Origin of the sequence: Bailinhaonella thermotolerans (assembly GCF_003594875.1) — a bacterium.
GTDB classification, from domain to species: Bacteria; Actinomycetota; Actinomycetes; order Streptosporangiales; family Streptosporangiaceae; genus Bailinhaonella; species Bailinhaonella thermotolerans.
Genome location: NZ_QZEY01000003.1, coordinates 564,445 through 582,433 on the forward strand (window position 1 = coordinate 564,445; position 17,989 = coordinate 582,433).

Consider the following 17,989-nt stretch of genomic DNA (forward strand, 5'->3'; position numbering starts at 1 on the left):
GCACAATCGCAGGCCGAGGCCGGTGCCTGCGGAAACGGGGGACTGGACGGGCGCATGGGGGCGTTGACCCATGGGCCTCGCCCACCGGAGCGGGAAGCCGCCTCGCCCACCCTGAGATCGGAGCTGATGACCCTGACCACCAGTGCGTTCGCCCTTCCCGACAACCTCTCGGCCAAGGCCGACCCGGCGCTGATCGCCGACGACGAGCGGCACTTCGCGGCCATCGAGGAGAGCCTCGACCAGGCGATCGCGGACCTGTCCGACCGCCTCGACGCCGCGCGCAGGGCCCCCGGCGGGCTGGGCCGGGCGGCGCTCGACCGGGACCTGGAGATCCACCGGCTGAGCACCCGCCTGCGCGCCCTGCGCCGGTTCGGGCTGGACCTGTGCCTGGGCCGCATGGTCGGCGCGGACGACGCCGAGCCGGTGTACGTCGGGCGCCTGGGCCTCACGGACAACGCCGGCCGCCGCCTCCTGGTCGACTGGCGGTCCGCCGCGGCCGAGCCGTTCTTCGGCGCGACCCACGCCAACCCGATGGGCCTGGTGAGCCGCCGCAGGTACCGCTGGACGCGCGGCCGGATCAGCGACTACTGGGACGAGGTGTTCACCGGGGACGGGTTCGAGGGGCACGCGGCGCTGGACGACCAGTCGGCGTTCATCGCCAGCCTGGGCGCGAGCCGTTCGCCCCGGATGCGCGACGTGCTCGGCACCATCCAGGCCGACCAGGACGCGATCATCCGCGCGGGCTCCCGCGGCGCCCTCGTCGTGGACGGCGGCCCGGGCACGGGCAAGACGGTCGTCGCCCTGCACCGCTCGGCCTACCTCCTCTACTCCGACCCGCGGCTGGACCAGCGCCGGGGCGGGGTGCTGTTCGTCGGCCCGCACCAGCCCTACCTGGCGTACGTCGCGGACGTCCTGCCCAGCCTCGGCGAGGAGGGCGTCCAGACCTGCACCCTGCGGGACCTCGTCCCCGAGGGCTCCGCGGCGGTGGCCGAGGCCGACCCGGAGGTCGCCCGGCTCAAGGCGTCCGCGGACATGGTGAAGGCGATCGAGCCCGCCGTGCGGTTCTACGAGAAGCCGCCGACGCAGGGGTTGACGATCAACACTCCCTGGTCGGACGTCTGGCTGAGCCCCGCGGACTGGGCCGAGGCGTTCGACGCGCCCGAGCCCGGCACCCCGCACAACGAGGCGCGCGACCGGATCTGGGAGGAACTGCTCAGGATCCTGATCGACAAGCACGACGAGGAGGAGATCTCGCCCGACCTGCTCCGCAAGGCGCTGCTGCGCGACCGGGAGCTGCTCACGACCTTCAACCGGGCGTGGCCCGTCATCGAGGCGGCCGACCTCGTCGGGGACCTGTGGACGGTGCCCGCCTACCTGCGGTTGTGCGCCCCGTGGCTCAGTCCGGACGAGATCCGGCGGCTGCAGCGCGCGGACCCGCAGGCCTGGACGGTGTCCGACCTGCCCCTGCTGGACGCGGCCCGGCAGCGGCTCGGCGACCCGGAGACCTCCCGCCGGAAGCGCCGCCAGGCCGCCGCCGTCGCCGCCGAGCGCGACCGCATGGCCGACGTGATCGGCGACCTGCTCGCGGCCGACCCCGACGGCGAGGGCGCGGTGACGATGCTGCACGGGCAGGACCTGCGCGACAGCCTGGTGGACGAGAACGCGCTGCCCGCCGCCGAACCCGACCGGCTCGCGGGGCCGTTCGCGCACATCGTCGTGGACGAGGCGCAGGAGCTGACCGACGCCGAGTGGCAGATGGTGCTGAGCCGCTGCCCGTCCAGGAGCTTCACCATCGTCGGCGACCGCGCCCAGGCCAGGCACGGGTTCACCGAGTCGTGGCGGGAGCGGCTGGAGCGCGTCGGGCTCGACCGGATCACCCTGACCTCGCTGAGCGTCAACTACCGGACGCCCGAGGAGGTCATGGCGGAGGCCGAGCCGATCATCCGGGCGGCCCTCCCCGACGCCAACGTGCCGACCTCGATCCGCCGCAGCGGGATCCCCGTCGAGTACCGGTCCGCGTGGGACCGGGACCTCATCCTCGACGACTGGCTCGCCGCCAACCCCGAGGGCACCGCCTGCGTCATCGGCGACCCCACGTTCCGGCCGAGGCCGCGCGTCAGGTCGCTGACGCCGGAACTGTCGAAGGGCCTGGAGTTCGACCTGGTCGTCCTCGTCGATCCGGAGGACTTCGGCGACGGCGTCGAGGCCGCGGTGGACCGCTACGTCGCCATGACCCGCGCCACCCGGCGCCTGGTGATCCTCACCACCACGTGACCCCGCTCAGCGGTACGGCGGCGCCCCCGGTCCGGCACGGCGGCGCCCCGCGCCCCGTACGGCGTCCGCCCGGCCGGTGACCGGCGGCCGGGCGCCGTACGGCCCGCCTCAGCGGGCGGGGAGGTAGACCGTGCGGCCGGTGTCGCGTGCGGTGCGGGCGGCCGGGATGCGGGCGGCCGTGCGCGCCCACATCTGGGCCTCGGCCTCCTCCCAGGTCCAGAAGCGGGCGTCGTCGAGCTCCTCGGCCTGGAGCCGGAGGCCGTCCAGGCCGGGGACGACCCCGCCGTCGAAGATGTAGCTGATCGTCGCGCGCGGCCGGTCGCCCTCGGCCGCGAGCCAGTCGACGACGAGCAGCTCGCCCGCCGTCGCGGTCACGCCGATCTCCTCGGCGGCCTCGCGCACGGCGCACTCGTGCGGCGCCTCGTCGGCCTCCATGATCCCGCCGGGCAGGTTCCAGTGATCCCGGTAGTTCGGCTTGACCAGCAGCACCCGGTCGCCCGGATCGGTGAACAGCAGCGCGGCGGTGGCGTAGAAGGTGGGCAGACTGGCGAACCACTCCGCCTGACTCATCAAGGGCTTGATCACCCCGGCACGGTACCCCGCCGCCCGCCCGGCCCCTCCCCGAGGCCGGCCGGGACGGTCGCGGCGCTCACTCGGGGGTCGCGGTCTCCTCGGCGGCGGTGGCGACCGACTCGCGTTCGGTGGCGCGCAGCCGCTCGGACTCGCTGATGAGGCGCACGACCTCGTCCACGTCGTCGGTCACCTGGATGAGGTCCACGTCCACGGGGGCGATCTTGCCGGACTCGACGAGGGTGGTCTTGATCCAGTCGAGGAGGCCGCCCCAGAAGGCCGTGCCGACCAGGACGACGGGGAAGGAGGTGACCTTCCTCGTCTGGACCAGGACCAGGGCCTCGAAGAGCTCGTCCAGGGTGCCGAAGCCGCCCGGGAGCACCACGAACCCCTGGGCGTACTTGACGAACATGGTCTTGCGGACGAAGAAGTAGCGGAACTCCAGGGCCATGTCGACGTACGGGTTGATGCCCTGCTCGAAGGGGAGCTCGATGCCGAGGCCGACCGAGGTGCCGCCCGCCTCGCGAGCGCCGCGGTTGGCGGCCTCCATCGCGCCGGGGCCGCCGCCGGTGATCACCGCGTAGCCGGCCTCCGCGAGGGCCTTGCCGATCCGGACCCCCAGTTCGTACTCGGGGCTGTCGGGCTTGGATCTGGCGGTGCCGAAGACGCTGACGGCCGGGCCCAGCTCGGCGAGCATGCCGAAGCCCTCGACGAATTCGGCCTGGATGCGCAGCACGCGCCAGGGATCCTGGTGCAGCCAGTCGGCCGGGCCCCGCTGGTCGAGGAGTCGCTGGTCATATGTCGTCGACGGGACGAGCCTGCCACGCACCAGGGCCGCACCCTGGCGGCGCTCCCGTCGTCCGTCTCCACCGTTTCGGACACTCATGAGCTTCACCGTAATGCGCCACTCGTCCGGAACCGCCAAAAGAATCTCGAAAAAAGTCTGCGGATTGGTGGGAACCGGTGGGACCGGTCCTACCGTCTAAGAGCCGAGGGTGCTGCTCGGGACTGAATGTGGTCTTCCCCGCCAAGATGGCCGGCGAGGAAGGCCACATTCGTTTGTGGGGCCGGAAGACCCCGTCCCACCTGCGGTTTCACTCAAGCCGTACGGCGGGCGCGGCGCGCGCGCCGGCCGTACGGCACGCAGTCGGCGGGCGTGGCGCGGGAGCCGCGCGGGAGCCGCCCAGCGGGCGCGCGGGAGCCGGGCGAACGCGACCGGGCGGCCGGCGGGAACCGGACCGGCGGCGGGCGGGCGCCGGGTCAGGCGGTCAGCCAGGCCCGCATCCTGGCCTCGGCCTCGGCGATCAGGGGGAGGAGCACGTACTCCTCGCGCTTGTGGGCGAGGGCCGGGTCGCCGGGACCGTAGTTGACGGCGGGGACGCCGAGCTCGCTGAAGCGGGCGACATCGGTCCAGGCGACCTTGGCGCGGGGCGTGCCGCCGATGGCCGCGGCGAACGCGGCGGCCACCGGGTGGGTGAGCCCCGGGCGGGCGCCGGGGGCGCCGTCGGTGAAGGTGACCTCGAAGTCGCGGAACAGGTCGGAGACGTGGGCGCGCGCCTGGTCCAGCGTGAGGTCCGGCGCGAACCGGTAGTTGACCGTGACCACGCACTCGTCCGGGATCACGTTGCCCGCGACCCCGCCGCGCACGGCCACCGCGTTGAGGCCCTCGTGGTAGCGCAGGCCGTCCACCTCGGGCTGCCGGGGCTCGTACGCCCGCAGGATCTCGAAGATCGCGGCGGCCTCGTGGATCGCGTTGCGGCCCAGCCAGGAACGGGCGCTGTGGGCGCGCACGCCGCGCGCGGTGATCTCGGCGCGCAGGGTGCCCTGGCAGCCGCCCTCGATCTCCCCGGCCGTCGGCTCCATCAGCACCGCGAAGTCGCCGGCGAGCCGGTCGGGGTGGGTGCGGCAGAGCCGCAGCAGGCCGTTCTTCTCGGCCTCGACCTCTTCGTTGTCGTAGAAGACGTAGGTCACGTCGCGGTTCGTCGCGGGGATCGCCGCGAGCCGCAGCATCACCGCCACCCCGGCCTTCATGTCCGAGGTGCCGCAGCCGTACAGCCGGTCGCCCTCGACCCGCGACGGCACGTTGCCCGCGGTCGGCACGGTGTCCAGGTGCCCGGCGATCACCACGCGCTCGGCCCGCCCCAGCGAGGTCCGCGCCACGACCGCGTCCCCGTCACGGTCCACGCGCAGGTGCGGGAACGCGCGCAGCGCCGCCTCCACGGCGTCCGCCAGCGCCTTCTCCGTCCCGCTGACCGACTCGATGTCCACGAGCCGCGCGGTCAGTTCCCGGGCGTCGAGCCCCAGGTCGAGTCCCATGCCCGCAGACCTTACCCGTCCCCGCCCGCCCCCGCCCGCCCTGACCCGCTCACTCCGCGCCGCTCCGGACCGCTCGCCCGTCGCCCGCCCACCGGGCCCGCCCCGTCCCGTACGGCTCGCGCCCGGTGCCTGCCGTACGGCTCGCGCGCCCGCCGCCGGCGGGAAAGGGCGGGCGTCAGGCGGTGAGGCAGTGGTCCACGAAGGCGGCGGACGGGGGGAGGAGACGCGCGGCCTCGCGTTCGAAGTACGCCGTGGCGCGCTCGCCCGGCCAGTCGGCGGGGAGGAGCTCCTTGGGCAGCCCGGGGTCGGTGAACAGGAACTTGCGCCAGCCGTGGACCAGCCGGCTGCGCACCGCGAAGGCGTCGTCGGGGGCGGCGCCCGGCGGGAGGGAGCCGACCAGTTGCTCGGCGTCCTTCAGCCAGGTCTCGTACGACCGGCCCAGGGCGTCCAGGTCCCAGGCGCGGGCGACGAGCGCGGCGGGGTCGCCGTCGAGGACCGCGTCGAAGCGGGTCGCCTCCACGGACTCCGCGGCCAGCACCGCGTCCACCTCGGTGGAGGCGTGCGGACCGATCCAGGTGGTCTCGGTCAGCGGCGCGTAGCCGAGGTACGTCAGGGAGGCGCGCACCCGCTCCCGCCTGGGGCGTTCCCGGATCGGCGGCACGACGAGCACGTTCCAGCGGCCGTCCCAGGGAGCCGCGGCGGTGCGGTAGATGCGGGCCGCCGCCTCGTCGAGCCGGCGCACGGCCTTGGGCGTCAGCTCGTAGCCCGGGCCGTGCGGGAGCCGTACCGGGCGCAGCCAGCCCTGGCGCACCATGCGGGACACCGCGGTGCGCACGGCGGCCGGCGCGATGCCGAGCGGGGCCAGGAGCCGGACCAGCGCGGCGACCGACGCGCGCCCGCCGCGTACGCGCAGGTGGTCACCGTAGAGGTCGAACAACGTGGCGCGGGCGTTCACGATGACCAGTCTGTAGGCCCGGAAACGTCCCCACAATCCGTATCCGGCGGGCGCCGGGCCGCGCCGGTCGTGATCGCTATTAGCATCCGGGCAGGGGAGGCGGGATAATAGGACATCACAGATCACGTGAATGCGACGGGCGCTCACCGAACCCACGGTGCGCTCCGGCACCCGAACGGAAGCAGGAAGGGATACGCGCATGGCGGCGATGAAGCCGCGGACCGGCGACGGTCCGCTGGAGGTCACCAAGGAAGGACGGGGCATTGTCATGCGGGTCCCCCTGGAGGGTGGCGGGCGGCTCGTCGTCGAGCTGACCCCGGACGAGGCCGCCGCGCTCGGTGAAGAGCTCAAGACCGTGACGGGCTGACCCGGCTCCGCGCCGTGGCAGTCCCGTGACCGCTCTCATCGCAGTGTCGTGACAGACCAGACGGCCTCGGTCGCCGGGGAGCACGCCGCCGTCGTGCTGCTCGGCTGCCGGGGTCGTCCGTTCGTTTCCGGTTCGCGCTCCCGGGGGGTTCGGCACGGCCTAGACTCCCGTTGCCCGGACGCCGCGGCCGTTCACGCGCAGGCCGCCCGCCCTTTCCGCCGTCGCCCGCCCGGAGGAGTTCCGTGCCCATCCAGACCTCGCTGACGACGTCGGCCCTGCCCCCAGGCCAGGCCGACGCCATCGCCCTTCCCGTCCGCCCGGGGCCCGAGGCCGCCCCCGTGGCGGGCCTGCCGGTGCCCGCCGAGACCCTGCTGGCGCACTACGAGGCCAAGGGCGAGCCGGGCGAGATCGTCGAGGTCCCCGTGCCCGACGGCGACAGGCTCGTCCGCCACTACCTGTACGGCGTGGGCGACCTGTCCCCGGCGGCCCTGCGCCGGGCCGGGGCCGCGCTCGCCCGCCGCGCCCGGGGCCGCGGCGCGCTCGACGTGCGCCTGCCCGAGGACGCCGCGCCCGAGGCGGTCACCGCGTTCACCGTCGCCGCGCTCCTGGCGTCCTACACCTTCAGCATGGCCACCGGCGAGAGCCGCACGGTCCCGGTCGCGAGCGTCAGCCTCGCGGGGGCCGACCCCGAGGCCGTGCGCCGGGGCACGACGATCGCCCGCGCCACCGCGCTCTGCCGCGACCTGGTCAACACGCCGTCCTCGGTGAAGTCGCCCGAGTGGCTGGCCGACCAGGCGGTGGCGGCGGCCGAGGAGGCGGTGCTGGGCTCGCGCGTGTGGACCGAGGCGGAGCTGGCGGCCGAGGGCTTCGGCGGCATCCTGGCCGTGGGCCAGGGCTCGGTGCGCCCGCCGCGCATGGTCGAGCTGTCCTACACCCCCGACAACCCCGACGGGCGTCACGTGGTGATCGTCGGCAAGGGGATCACCTTCGACTCGGGCGGCCTGTCGCTCAAGCCCGCCGAGGCCATGAAGCCGATGAAGACGGACATGGCCGGCGGCGCGACCGTCATCGCGGTGCTGTCGGCGCTGCGCGCGCTGGGCGTGCGGAGCCGCGTGACCGGCCTGATCGCCGCCGCGGAGAACCTCCCCTCCGGCAGCGCGCTCCGCCCCGGCGACGTCCTCACGCAGTACGGCGGGCGCACGGTCGAGGTGATGAACACCGACGCCGAGGGGCGGCTCGTGCTCGCCGACGCCCTGGCGTACGCCGACGCCAACCTCGACCCCGACGTGATGGTGGACATCGCCACCCTCACCGGCGCGATCAAGGTCGCGCTCGGGCTGGGCTACGGCGGCCTGTTCGCCAGCGACGACGCCCTGGCCGCCGAGCTGCTGCGCGCGGGCGACGCGACCGGCGACCGGCTGTGGCGCCTCCCGCTCCCCGACGACTACCTGCCCGCGCTGGACTCCCCGGTGGCGGACCTGTCCAACGTCGAGCAGGGCTCCACGTTCAACGCCGGCTCGATCACCGCGGCCCTGTTCCTGCGGGAGTTCACCGGCAAGCGCCCCTGGGCCCACCTGGACATCGCGGGTGCGGGCCGCAGCGCCGCCGACGAGGGCGAGAACACCAAGGGCGGCACCGGCTTCGGCACCCGCGCGCTGCTCCACTGGCTCACCACCACCTGACCCCGCGCGGGCGGCCGCCCCGGCGGGAGGAGGCCCGGCGTGCCCGGCTCCCCGGTTCCCCGATGGAGGCGGAACGCCCCGGGGGGCCGGCGCGGGCGCGGGCTCAGGCCGTACGGAGAACGATCGGCGCGGCCGGACGCCCGGGCGAGTCGTGCGGGCTCAGCGGGTCCTTCAGCGGGTCTTGACCGCGGCGAGGAGGCCGTCGCCGAGCGGGATCATGACGGGCACCAGGCGGTCGTCGTCGCGGACGAGCTTGCCGAGCTCGCGGATGGCGACCGTGTCCTGGTCGCGCTGGGCGGGGTCGGCCACCCGGTTGTGCCACAGGGCGTTGTCGAACGCGACGATGCCGCCCGGGCGGAGCAGGCGCATGGCCTCGGTCAGGTAGTCGGGGTACTCCTGCTTGACCGCGTCGCAGAAGACCAGGTCGTAGACCCCGTCGGCGAGCCGGGGGAGGACGTCCAGGGCGCGCCCGGCGATCAGGCGCACGCGGGAACCGGCGAACCCCGCCTCGGCGTACGCCTCCCGGGCCAGCCGCTGGTGCTCGGGCTCCACGTCCACGCTCGTGAGCGTGCCGTCGGGGCGCATGCCGCGCAGGAGCCAGATGCCGGAGATGCCGCAGCCGGTGCCGATCTCGACGACCGAGCGGGCGCCGATCGACGCCGCGAGGAACCGGAGGGCGCTGCCACCGCCGGGCAGCACCGGGGGAGCGCCCACCTCGGCGCCCCGTCGCCGCGCGTTGCGCAGCACGTCGTCCTCGGGGACGAAGTCCTCGGCATAGGCCACGCTGGCCTCCACACCGCTCATGGCCAGGAGCCTACGGGAACTAGGGGCCGATTGCCCGCGTTGCACACTGTGACGACGAAACCGGGCGGCGACGTGTCGCGCACCCGGGTAGGCGAGAAGGGACGAACCAGGCAGTATGGTCTTACTGGAAATGGACGTCTCACTGCCGAAGGACGTCTCCGACGCAAGGGACGCCTCGGCGGCGAGGACCGCTGTCCCGCAGGCAGCTCCCGCCCCGAGGGCCACAGCCCCGCAGGAAGGAGCGCTGGTGCACGAGCGCGACCCCCGGACGGAGGCCGCCCAGGTCGACTGGACGCCGCCTTCCTGGGAAGAGGTCGTCCGCAACCACTCCGCCCGCGTCTACCGGCTCGCCTACCGGCTCACCGGTAACGTCCACGACGCCGAGGACCTCACGCAGGAGGTCTTCGTCCGCGTCTTCCGATCGCTGTCCAGCTACACACCGGGCACGTTCGAGGGCTGGCTGCACCGCATCACCACGAACCTGTTCCTGGACATGGCGCGCCGCCGCCAGCGGATCCGGTTCGAGGGGCTGGCCGAGGACGCGGCCGAACGGCTGAGCGGCCGGGAGCCGAGCCCGGCCCAGGCCTACGACGACACGCACTTCGACGGGGATGTGCAGGCGGCGCTCGACGCGCTCGCGCCGGAGTTCCGCGCGGCCGTGGTGCTCTGTGACATCGAGGGCCTGTCGTACGAGGAGATCGCCGCCACCCTCGGCGTGAAGCTCGGCACCGTGCGCAGCCGCATCCACCGCGGCCGCGCCCAGTTGCGCGCGGCGCTGGAGCACCGCGCGCCCCGTTACGGCTCCGCCGGGAACGGCCAGACGGACTCCCCCCCGACTCCCGGGTCCGCGTCATCGTCCACGCTGGGGCAGGAACTTGGGGAGGCCACGGAATGAGTCAGCACCTCGGAGAGCGCCTGTCCGCGCTGATCGACGGCGAGCTGGGGCACCAGGAGCGCGACCGCGCCCTCGGGCACCTGGCGGGCTGCGATGAGTGCCGCGCCGAGGCCGACGAACTCCGCAAGCTCAAGAGCCGGTTGCGCGCGATGGAGCAGCCCGCGATCCCGGCCGACCTGACCATGTCGCTGCTGCGCATGGCCGAGCCGGGCGAGCCGCTGCCGCCGCGCCCCCGCCCGCTGCCCGGGGCCGCGCGTCCCGCGCGCACGAGCGGGCCACGCGACGGCCGGCCGTCGTCCGGGCCCGGCAGGCCCGGGAGGAAACGCGGGATCGCGCGATCGCGCGGCGTCAGGTACGCCGCGGTCGGGGTCGTCTCCGCGGCGGTCGCGCTCGGCACGCTGTTCGTCGTCGGCGGCATCGACACGCCGACGGTGACGCCGCCGGTCCAGGGCGTCTTCTACAACGACCACTTCGGCACCACCGGCAACAACGTCGTCCCGCTCCAGCCTGGAACCGTCAGGTCCACACCGTGAGAACCCCCGCCCCGGCCGCCGCCCACCGGCTGAGCCTGACGGCGGGAGTGGTCTCGGCGGTGGTCCTCCTGTGCCTGCTGGTGGCCTCGCCCGCCCACGCGCGGCCGCCGGTGGACCCGCACGAGAACGAGGACACGGCGCTGCCGCTGCTGCGTGACGCGGCGGCGGCGGCGCGGGCGCGGTCCTACTCCGGCGTGCAGTTCGTCACCACCTGGGGGCGCGGCCAGTCCAGCACCTCGCTGGTGGACATCAGCCACACTCCGGGCCAGGGCAGCGTGCTCACCCTCCCGGCCACGGGCAACCGGCCGGGCGGGCGCGTGCACACCGGATCGGGCGGCGGGACCGTGAACGGCGTCATGGCGGCGCCCAGCGAGGCCATGCTCGGCATCCTGGCGGTCAACTACCGGGTCGCCCAGGCGGGCTCGGGCACGGTCTGCGGCCGGGAGGCGCGCATCGTCGAGGTGCTGCGCACGAACGGCACCCCCGCCGCGCGCTTCTGGATCGACTCGGACAGCCACCTGGTCCTCCGCCGCGAGATCATCGACGCCCGCGGCCGCATCACGCACGCGAGCGCGTTCATCGACCTGCGCGTGAACCCGCCGGGCCCGGCGTCCGCCACGGCCGCCGGGGCGAGCGCGCCCGGGCCGCTGCGCCCCGAGGCGCTGGAGAGCGTGCGCGCGCGCGGCTGGCGGTTCCCCGGCACGCTGCCGGGACGGCTGGAGCTGTTCCTGGCCAAGGACGGCTCCTCGGCCGAGGGGAGATACCTCCACCTGGGGTATTCCGACGGCCTCTCGGTGGTCTCGGTGTTCGTCCAGCCCGGCAGTCTGGACACCGCCAAGCTGACCGGCTGGCGCGAGCAGCGCCAGGGCGGCCACTCGGTGTGGGTGCGGGACACACCGCAGCAGGAGACGGTCTGGGAGAGCGGCGGGCACGTCTACACTCTGCTCGCCGACGCGCCCGCCGACACCGTCGAGGGCGCGATCGGGGCCCTGCCGCACGTGGACCGGCCGAGCCTCTGGGACCGCCTCCGGCGGGGCCTGGAAAAGGTCGTTTCATGGGTGAATCCGTTCGGGTGACCACTTTTACGCCGCCCGTATGTTGATCACGGCAGTATGGGCATCGTTGAAGGTGCGCACGGTGTCGTGCGCGATCGCCTAGGGGCGGGAGAGAGATTCGATGAGCGACGAGACGCGTGTGCCGCGGCCGGACGCGTCCCGAGGGACCGACGAGACCCAGACGGACCTGGCGCAGGAATCCCCGACCGGCTCCGAGCACGCCGGCGCGGGGGACCGGCGCCCGGCCGGTGGCGCGGGCGCCGAGGGGGAGCGCCCCGCGGGTCTCGCGGACGAGCGGGCCGCGGGTTCCGAGGACGAGCGGACCGAGGCCGGGGCCGACCGGTCCGCGGCCGCGGCTGAGGCCGGGCGAACCGAGGCGGGGGCCGAGCGCGCCGGGGCTGAGGCCGAGCGGCCCACCGCGGCGTACGCCCGGCCCGACTTCCTGCCCAACGACACGCCTCCGCTGGGACACCAGCCGGGTCAGCCCGGCCGGTACGGCCAGCCCGGCCTGGTCACGGCCGAGCTGCCGCACGTGGCGCCGCCGCCGGCGGGCCCGGTAGCGGGTCCGGTTCCCCCGGGCTCCGGCGGCCCAGGCGTCCCGAGCGGTCCCGGCGGCCCCGGTGGCACGGCGCAGCCGGGCTGGGGCTGGGAGAACACCGGCGCGCCCGCCGCGGCGCAGCCGTACGGCATGGGCGGGCAGGGCGGGTGGCCGCCGCCGCCCGGCGACCGGCTGGGACCGGCGCGGGCCGAGCGGCGCGGGCCCTCGATGGGCACGCTGGTCGCGCTGGCGCTGCTTATCGCGCTGATCGCGGGCACCGCGGGCGGCCTGGGCACCTACTGGGCGACCCGGGACGGGTCCGGCTCGAACTCCTCGTTCAAGCTGCCCGCCGCGCCGACCGGCACCAAGAGCCGGGCCCCGGAGAGCATCGCCGGGGTCGCGAGCAAGGTGCTGCCGAGCGTGGTGTCGCTGGACGTCACCGGGCGCGGCGAGGCCGGCAGCGGCTCGGGCTTCGTGATCCAGGGCGGGTACGTCGTCACGAACAACCACGTGGTCGCGCCCGCGGACCCGGGCGGCGAGATCAAGGTGCACTTCTCCAACGGGAAGTCCTCCAGCGCCCGCATCGTGGGGCGTGACCCCAAGTCCGACATCGCCGTGGTGAAGCCTGACGACACCTTCGGGGCCCCGGTCTCGACGCTGGGCAACTCCGACGACGTCGTGGTCGGCGACCCGGTCATCGCGATCGGCTCCCCGCTGGGCCTGTCCGGCACGGTCACGACCGGCATCGTCAGCGCGCTCAACCGCCCGGTCGAGGCCGGCGGCGAGCAGGGCGGCGAGACGGCGTACCTGAACGCGATCCAGACCGACGCGGCCATCAACCCCGGCAACTCGGGCGGGCCGCTGGTGGACGCCTCCGGGCGCGTCATCGGCGTCAACTCCGCGATCGCCTCGCTCGGGCGCAGCTCGCTCGGCGGCGGCCAGACCGGCAGCATCGGCCTGGGCTTCGCGATCCCCGTCAACCACGTCAGCCGGGTCGTCGAGCAGCTCGTCACCACGGGCAAGGCGAAGACCACCATCATCGGCGCGTCGCTCGACAGCCGGTACCAGGGCGGCGGCGCGCGCATCCTCCCCGAGAGCGTGGGCGGCACCCCTCCGATCGAGCCCGGCGGCCCGGCCGACAAGGCGGGCCTCAAGGCCGGCGACATCATCTTGGAGTTCGACGGCAAGCCCGTCGAGAACGGCAACGCCCTCATCGTCGCGATCCGCAGCCGCAACCCCGGCGAGAAGGTGCAGATGCTGGTCCAGCGCGGCGGGAGCGAGCAGACGGTGACCGTCACACTCGGGGCCAAGTAGGGAAACGGGAGCTCAGACAGGTCTGATTGAGGACCGATCCCACTGCATTACTCTGAGAGGACGGGCCGCGAGGTCCGTCCTCTCACGGCTGCTTAGGAGTTCAGGGTGTTCGGAATGGGCTGGGCTGAGGTGGCCGTTCTCGTGGTCATCGCCCTTCTCGTCTTCGGTCCCGAGAAACTGCCGAAGGTGGCCGCCCAGGCGGGCCGCCAGCTCCGGCAGATCCGCCGGATGGCCACGAGCGCCCGGGACGACCTGCGCGCCGGGCTGGGCCCGGAGTTCGCCGACTTCGACCCGGCCGACCTCAACCCCAAGCGCTTCGTCCGCAAGCACCTCCTGGAGGACGACGACCTGCGCGACCTTCGCGACATGCCGGACCTCTACGACCCGCCCCCCGCCGTGACCGCGGGCGGCGGCCACGAGGAACTGGCCTACGGCGAGGTCCCTCCCTACGACCCCGAGGCCACCTGACGGTCTCAGGCGCCCGGGGTGAACGTCTTGGTGCGGGTGAGCCCGGCGGCACGGCCCTTGGCCGCGACGACCAGGGCCATCTTGCGGGAGGCCTCGTCGATCATCTCGTCGCCCAGCATGACCGCGCCCCGCCGTTCGACCTCGGTGGCGTGCTCGTAGGCGTCGAGGATCAGCTCGGCGTGGTCGTAGTCCTCCTGGCTGGGGGAGAAGACCTCGTTCGCGGCGTCGACCTGGCCCGGGTGCAGCACCCACTTGCCGTCGAAGCCCAGCGCCGCCGCGCGGCCCGCGACCCTGCGGTAGCCGTCCACGTCGCGGATCTGGAGGTACGGCCCGTCGATGGCCTGCAGGCCGTGCGCGCGGGCGGCCATCAGGATCCGCATGAGGATGTAGTGGTAGGCGTCGCCCTCGGTGTATCCCGGCGGCTGCTCGCCCACGACCAGCGTGCGCATGTTGATCGACGCCATGAAGTCGGCCGGGCCGAACACCAGCGTCTCCAGCCGGGGCGACGCCGCCGCGATCCGGTCCACCTCGACCAGGCCCCGGGCGTTCTCGATCTGGGCCTCGATGCCGATGCGGCCCGTCTCGTAGCCCATCGTGCGCTCGATCTGGGTGAGCAGCAGGTCCAGCCAGACCACCTGCTCGGCGGACTGCACCTTGGGCAGCATCACGCAGTCGAGCACGTCGCCCGCGCCCTCGACGACCTCGATCACGTCGCGGTAGGTCCACTTGGTGGTCAGGTCGTTCACGCGGACCACCCGGACCTTGCCCGTCCAGTCGCCCCCGCGCAGCGCGGCGACGACGTTCTCGCGGGCCTCCTCCTTGGCCAGCGGCGCGACGGAGTCCTCCAGGTCGAGGAACACCTCGTCGGCGGGCAGCCCCTGGGCCTTCTCCAGGAACCGCGGATTGCTGCCGGGCACGGCGAGGCAGGAACGGCGGGAACGCAGCGGGGCGGCCATCTCGGAGGTCCTTTCGGCGGGCTGTGGGCGAGGATCACATCGGGCGAGGATCACATCGGGCGTGGGTACTGCGGGCGTGGGTACTGCGGGCACGGGCTCTGCGGGCGGGGCTCGCCGCGGGCGAGGGCGCGGCGGCCGCGCGGGGCGGGCACGATCTGGAGACACGGTAACGGGCCGCCCGCCACGGGCCCATGCCGGGACTCCTCTGTCGGCTGGGCACAAATCACGGGCCGCCTTCTTGACGACCCCCGCATGCGCCTATGGCGTCCGCTATGCGAACAATGGGATAAATACGATCTCCAGGAGGCATCCATGACCAGTCCGGCCGCCGCGACCGCGCGTCCCGCCGTACTCTCCGACCTGATCCCCGGCCGGGTCGCCCGGGACGTCGCGCTGGTGGCGGGCGCCGCGGTGCTCACCGGCATCGCCGCCCAGATCTCGATCCCGATCCCCGGCACGCCCGTCCCCGTCAGCATGCAGCCCTTCGCCGTGCTGCTCGCGGGCGCCGCGCTCGGGCCGGTCCGCGCGGCCGCCGGGATGCTGCTCTACCTCGCCGTGGGCATGGCGGGCATGCCCTGGTTCGCCGAGGGCGCCTCCGGGTGGGGCATGCCGACCTTCGGGTACATCCTCGGCTTCGCCGCCGCCGCGACCCTCGTCGGCGCGCTGGCCAAGCGCGGCTGGGACCGCTCGATCCTGGGCACGGTGGGCGCGATGGCGCTCGGCACCCTGGCCATCTACGCGCTCGGCGTGCCGTGGCTGATGGGCTCGACCGGCATGGACCTGGGCACCGCGCTGGCCAAGGGCGTCGTGCCGTTCCTCGTCGGCGACGCGCTCAAGATCGCGCTGGCCGCCGGGATCCTGCCCGCCGCCTGGTTCCTCACCAGCCGCCGCCCGTAGTCTTCGGAGTGTGAACCCGGCACTCATCGAGGAAGCCGCCAAGAAGTCCGGGGTGATCTGGATCGCCCTGGACCGGCCCCGCATCGCCTGGCACGTCTGGCACGAGGGGGCGATCTACGTCGTCACGGGCGGCCGGGAACAGCACCTTCCCGGCCTGCCCGAGGCGACGTCCGTCCGCGTCATCCTCCCCAGCAAGGACTCCCGCGCCGCGCTGGGCGACGTGGAGGCCGAGGTGACCGTCATCCCTCCCGGCTCCGAGGAGTGGGAGACGATGGCCCCCCTCCTGGCCAAGAACCGCCTCAACGCCACCGACGCGGAGCACCAGCCCACCCGCTGGGCCGAAGAGTCACACCTGATCCGCCTGAAACCCCTCCCCGCCCCCTGACCGCCCGGATAAGCCGCGAGACCACCGGGGCGAACGGGGAAAGCGGTGCCCGAAGGGGCGGGGATGTGGGTCAGTGGGTGGGGGCGGGTTCGGGGTGGGGGTCTTGGGCCGGGGCGGGGGCCGGTGCGGTGGCTCGCTGGGCCAGGGCGGCGCCTGTCAGGACCAGGAGGGCGCCGGCGATCTGGGTGGGGCTCAGGGTCTCGGCCAGGACGATCCAGGCGATCAGCGCGCCCATGATGGCTTCGAGGGTGGCGACGGTGGCGCCCACGGCGGCGGAGAGCAGGCGGAGCGCGGCGACGCCGGTGGCGAACGCGAGCACGGTGCTGATCAGGACCATCCAGGCGAGCGGGACGGCGGCGGGCGCGGTCAGGCCGGCGAAGGTCACCGGGTCGCCGAACGCCGTCCAGTCGATCTGCCACGGGCGGGAGATCGGCAGCAGGACCAGCGAGGCCCCGGCCAGGCCCCAGGCGATCAGGCCGAGCGGGTCCACGTCGTCCTGGACGCTGTCGCTGAGCAGGAAGTACCCGGCGGCGCAGGTGGCCGCGCCCAGCCCCAGGAGCACGCCGAGCGCGTCGAGCTGGAGGCCGTCCCAGACCTCGACCACGGCCGCGAGCCCGGCCATCGCGGTGATCGCGCCGATGACGGCGACGCGCGGGAGGCGCACCCGGCGGACGAGCCGGACCCAGAGCAGCACGATCAGCGGCGAGGTGTACTCAAGGAGCAGCGCGATCCCGACGGGCAGCCGCGAGACCGCCGCGAAGTAGAACGCCTGCGGCCCGGCCACGGCGACCACGCTGTAGAGGGCGAAGAAGCGGCCGCGCCCGGCGGGCACCCGCAGGGCCTTCGGCCGCAGCACCGCCAGCCCGACGATCATGACCAGGCCGGCGGCGGCCAGCCGTACCCAGACCGCCTGGAGCGAGGTGACGCCGACGCCGGACAGGAGCTTGGCCATCGAGCCCGACGCGCCGAAGGCGCAGGCGGAGACGACGGCGAGGATCAGTCCCTTCAGCGGCATGGCGGTGGTCCCCGAGCTTCTCGACGTCAAAACACCAGTATAGCGACTTTGATGGTGTTTTGAGGTTGAGGCTAGAAATGACGGAGTTTGTCCGGATTGTTCACAAGGTGCATCTCCACGATCCGCCCGTCCCGGATCTCGAACGACGCCGTGCCCGCCGGCCGCCCGTCCGTCCAGAACGCCAGGACGCCCGGCCGGCCGTTCAGCTCGGCCCACCGCCAGGTCATCCCGGCCTCCAGCTCGTTCCGCATCACCGCGGCCAGCCAGCGCGCCACCTTCGAGGCGCCGTAGAGCGGCCGCAGCGCCGCCCGCACCTTCCCGCCGCCGTCCGTCCACGCGGTCACGTCCGGCGCGAGCAGCTCCATCATCTGGTTGATGTCCCCGCCCGCCGCCGCGTTCAGGAACACCTTCGTGACGCGCCAGCCCAGCTCGGCGTCCGCGTCGTACCTCGACCTGCGCTCCCGCACGTGGTCCCGCGCCCGGTGCCCGAGCTGCCGCACCGACGCCTCCGACCGCTCCAGCACCCCGGCGATCTCGCCGTACGAGAACCCGAACACCTCGCGGAGCACGAACACGGCCCGCTCCAGCGGCGACAGCGTCTCCAGCACCACGAGCATCGCCATCGACACGGACTCGGCCCGCTCCACGTCCTCCGCGGAGTCGGTCACCAGCGGCTCGGGCAGCCACGGCCCGACGTACGCCTCCCGCCGCGCCCGCGCCGAGGTCAGCCGGTTGAGCGCGAGGTTGGTCACCGACCGCGCGAGGTAGGCCCGCGGGTTCGCGACGTCCGACCGGTCCTTCTCGGCCCACGCGAGCCACGCGTCCTGCAGCACGTCCTCGGCGTCCCCGACGCTGCCGAGCATCCGGTAGGCGATCCCGAAGAGCAGTCCACGATGCTCCTCGAACACCTCGGTCTGCACCTCGAACCCGCTCACCCGGAAAGCCTACGCCAGCCCCCGTTCACC

Annotated in this window: 18 protein-coding genes; 10 read left to right on the plus strand and 8 right to left on the minus strand. The window is 73.9% G+C overall.

All coding sequences use genetic code 11. The annotated features are described in order from the left end of the window. Positions 1 to 126: 126 nt before the first annotated feature. Complete coding sequence (helR, locus tag D5H75_RS11755) at positions 127 to 2,274, plus strand: RNA polymerase recycling motor ATPase HelR (protein ID WP_202638058.1); 2,148 nt, start codon at positions 127 to 129, stop codon at positions 2,272 to 2,274. A 108-nt stretch (positions 2,275 to 2,382) separates the two neighbouring features. Here helR and D5H75_RS11760 read toward each other — a convergent pair whose 3' ends face one another. The 4 genes from D5H75_RS11760 to D5H75_RS11775 all read right to left on the minus strand — a co-directional run bounded on the left by D5H75_RS11760 (position 2,383) and on the right by D5H75_RS11775 (position 6,115). Further along, positions 2,383 to 2,859 carry an NUDIX domain-containing protein gene (locus D5H75_RS11760; protein ID WP_202638059.1) on the minus strand — a complete coding sequence of 159 codons (477 nt, stop codon included), beginning with the start codon at positions 2,857 to 2,859 and terminating at the stop codon, positions 2,383 to 2,385. Between the two features lie 64 nt (positions 2,860 to 2,923). Further along, positions 2,924 to 3,730 carry an LOG family protein gene (locus D5H75_RS11765; RefSeq protein ID WP_119926599.1) on the minus strand — a complete coding sequence of 269 codons (807 nt, stop codon included), beginning with the start codon at positions 3,728 to 3,730 and terminating at the stop codon, positions 2,924 to 2,926. A 374-nt stretch (positions 3,731 to 4,104) separates the two neighbouring features. After that, on the minus strand, positions 4,105 to 5,160 hold the full coding sequence (gene dapE / locus D5H75_RS11770; RefSeq protein WP_119926411.1) for a succinyl-diaminopimelate desuccinylase: 1,056 nt from the start codon (positions 5,158 to 5,160) through the stop codon (positions 4,105 to 4,107). Positions 5,161 to 5,335: 175 nt separating this feature from the next. Further along, positions 5,336 to 6,115 (minus strand): PaaX family transcriptional regulator, encoded by a 780-nt coding sequence (locus D5H75_RS11775; protein ID WP_119926600.1) that lies wholly within the window; start codon positions 6,113 to 6,115, stop codon positions 5,336 to 5,338. Between the two features lie 199 nt (positions 6,116 to 6,314). Here D5H75_RS11775 and D5H75_RS11780 point away from each other — a divergent pair, with 199 nt between their 5' ends. Both D5H75_RS11780 and D5H75_RS11785 read left to right on the plus strand, forming a co-directional pair. Next, on the plus strand, positions 6,315 to 6,482 hold the full coding sequence (locus D5H75_RS11780; protein WP_119926412.1) for a DUF3117 domain-containing protein: 168 nt from the start codon (positions 6,315 to 6,317) through the stop codon (positions 6,480 to 6,482). A 242-nt stretch (positions 6,483 to 6,724) separates the two neighbouring features. After that, complete coding sequence (locus D5H75_RS11785) at positions 6,725 to 8,164, plus strand: leucyl aminopeptidase (protein ID WP_119926413.1); 1,440 nt, start codon at positions 6,725 to 6,727, stop codon at positions 8,162 to 8,164. A 171-nt stretch (positions 8,165 to 8,335) separates the two neighbouring features. Here the strand turns inward: D5H75_RS11785 and D5H75_RS11790 are convergent, their stop codons facing one another. After that, positions 8,336 to 8,968 (minus strand): O-methyltransferase, encoded by a 633-nt coding sequence (locus D5H75_RS11790; RefSeq protein WP_119926414.1) that lies wholly within the window; start codon positions 8,966 to 8,968, stop codon positions 8,336 to 8,338. A gap of 247 nt (positions 8,969 to 9,215) precedes the next feature. On the opposite strand from D5H75_RS11790, the gene sigE reads away from it, so the two are divergent. The 5 genes from sigE to D5H75_RS11815 all read left to right on the plus strand — a co-directional run bounded on the left by sigE (position 9,216) and on the right by D5H75_RS11815 (position 13,771). Next, positions 9,216 to 9,863 (plus strand): RNA polymerase sigma factor SigE, encoded by a 648-nt coding sequence (sigE, locus tag D5H75_RS11795; protein WP_242454155.1) that lies wholly within the window; start codon positions 9,216 to 9,218, stop codon positions 9,861 to 9,863. After that, positions 9,860 to 10,396, plus strand: a complete 537-nt coding sequence (locus D5H75_RS11800; protein WP_119926415.1) for an anti-sigma factor family protein — start codon at positions 9,860 to 9,862, stop codon at positions 10,394 to 10,396. The genes sigE and D5H75_RS11800 overlap by 4 nt, the downstream gene beginning before the upstream one ends. Further along, positions 10,393 to 11,472, plus strand: a complete 1,080-nt coding sequence (locus D5H75_RS11805; RefSeq protein ID WP_119926416.1) for a sigma-E factor regulatory protein RseB domain-containing protein — start codon at positions 10,393 to 10,395, stop codon at positions 11,470 to 11,472. The genes D5H75_RS11800 and D5H75_RS11805 overlap by 4 nt, the downstream gene beginning before the upstream one ends. Positions 11,473 to 11,572: 100 nt before the next feature. Continuing rightward, positions 11,573 to 13,303: a S1C family serine protease gene (locus D5H75_RS42925; protein WP_119926417.1), complete on the plus strand. Its 1,731-nt coding sequence runs from the start codon at positions 11,573 to 11,575 to the stop codon at positions 13,301 to 13,303. A 114-nt stretch (positions 13,304 to 13,417) separates the two neighbouring features. After that, positions 13,418 to 13,771: a sec-independent translocase gene (locus D5H75_RS11815; protein WP_422673587.1), complete on the plus strand. Its 354-nt coding sequence runs from the start codon at positions 13,418 to 13,420 to the stop codon at positions 13,769 to 13,771. Positions 13,772 to 13,776: 5 nt separating this feature from the next. Here D5H75_RS11815 and D5H75_RS11820 read toward each other — a convergent pair whose 3' ends face one another. Continuing rightward, positions 13,777 to 14,727, minus strand: a complete 951-nt coding sequence (locus D5H75_RS11820; RefSeq protein WP_119926419.1) for an HpcH/HpaI aldolase/citrate lyase family protein — start codon at positions 14,725 to 14,727, stop codon at positions 13,777 to 13,779. Between the two features lie 312 nt (positions 14,728 to 15,039). On the opposite strand from D5H75_RS11820, the gene D5H75_RS11825 reads away from it, so the two are divergent. Next, complete coding sequence (locus D5H75_RS11825; protein ID WP_119926420.1) at positions 15,040 to 15,624, plus strand: biotin transporter BioY; 585 nt, start codon at positions 15,040 to 15,042, stop codon at positions 15,622 to 15,624. A gap of 10 nt (positions 15,625 to 15,634) precedes the next feature. Next, complete coding sequence (locus D5H75_RS11830) at positions 15,635 to 16,009, plus strand: hypothetical protein (RefSeq protein ID WP_119926421.1); 375 nt, start codon at positions 15,635 to 15,637, stop codon at positions 16,007 to 16,009. Positions 16,010 to 16,079: 70 nt separating this feature from the next. Here the strand turns inward: D5H75_RS11830 and D5H75_RS11835 are convergent, their stop codons facing one another. Both D5H75_RS11835 and D5H75_RS11840 read right to left on the minus strand, forming a co-directional pair. Continuing rightward, complete coding sequence (locus D5H75_RS11835; protein ID WP_242454156.1) at positions 16,080 to 17,054, minus strand: EamA family transporter; 975 nt, start codon at positions 17,052 to 17,054, stop codon at positions 16,080 to 16,082. Between the two features lie 41 nt (positions 17,055 to 17,095). Beyond that, on the minus strand, positions 17,096 to 17,959 hold the full coding sequence (locus D5H75_RS11840) for an RNA polymerase sigma-70 factor (RefSeq protein ID WP_119926423.1): 864 nt from the start codon (positions 17,957 to 17,959) through the stop codon (positions 17,096 to 17,098). Between the last annotated feature and the right edge of the window lie 30 nt (positions 17,960 to 17,989).

Excerpts from the sequence above, each read along its gene's own strand:
- D5H75_RS11825 (WP_119926420.1), top strand. The coding sequence starts at position 15,040 with ATGACCAGTCCGGCCGCCGCGACCGCGCGTCCCGCCGTACTCTCCGAC.
- D5H75_RS11765 (WP_119926599.1), bottom strand. The coding sequence starts at position 3,730 with ATGAGTGTCCGAAACGGTGGAGACGGACGACGGGAGCGCCGCCAGGGT.
- dapE (WP_119926411.1), bottom strand. The coding sequence starts at position 5,160 with ATGGGACTCGACCTGGGGCTCGACGCCCGGGAACTGACCGCGCGGCTC.
- D5H75_RS11815 (WP_422673587.1), top strand. The coding sequence starts at position 13,418 with ATGGGCTGGGCTGAGGTGGCCGTTCTCGTGGTCATCGCCCTTCTCGTC.
- D5H75_RS11820 (WP_119926419.1), bottom strand. The coding sequence starts at position 14,727 with ATGGCCGCCCCGCTGCGTTCCCGCCGTTCCTGCCTCGCCGTGCCCGGC.
- D5H75_RS11780 (WP_119926412.1), top strand. The coding sequence starts at position 6,315 with ATGGCGGCGATGAAGCCGCGGACCGGCGACGGTCCGCTGGAGGTCACC.
- helR (WP_202638058.1), top strand. The coding sequence starts at position 127 with ATGACCCTGACCACCAGTGCGTTCGCCCTTCCCGACAACCTCTCGGCC.
- D5H75_RS11790 (WP_119926414.1), bottom strand. The coding sequence starts at position 8,968 with ATGAGCGGTGTGGAGGCCAGCGTGGCCTATGCCGAGGACTTCGTCCCC.
- D5H75_RS42925 (WP_119926417.1), top strand. The coding sequence starts at position 11,573 with ATGAGCGACGAGACGCGTGTGCCGCGGCCGGACGCGTCCCGAGGGACC.
- D5H75_RS11800 (WP_119926415.1), top strand. The coding sequence starts at position 9,860 with ATGAGTCAGCACCTCGGAGAGCGCCTGTCCGCGCTGATCGACGGCGAG.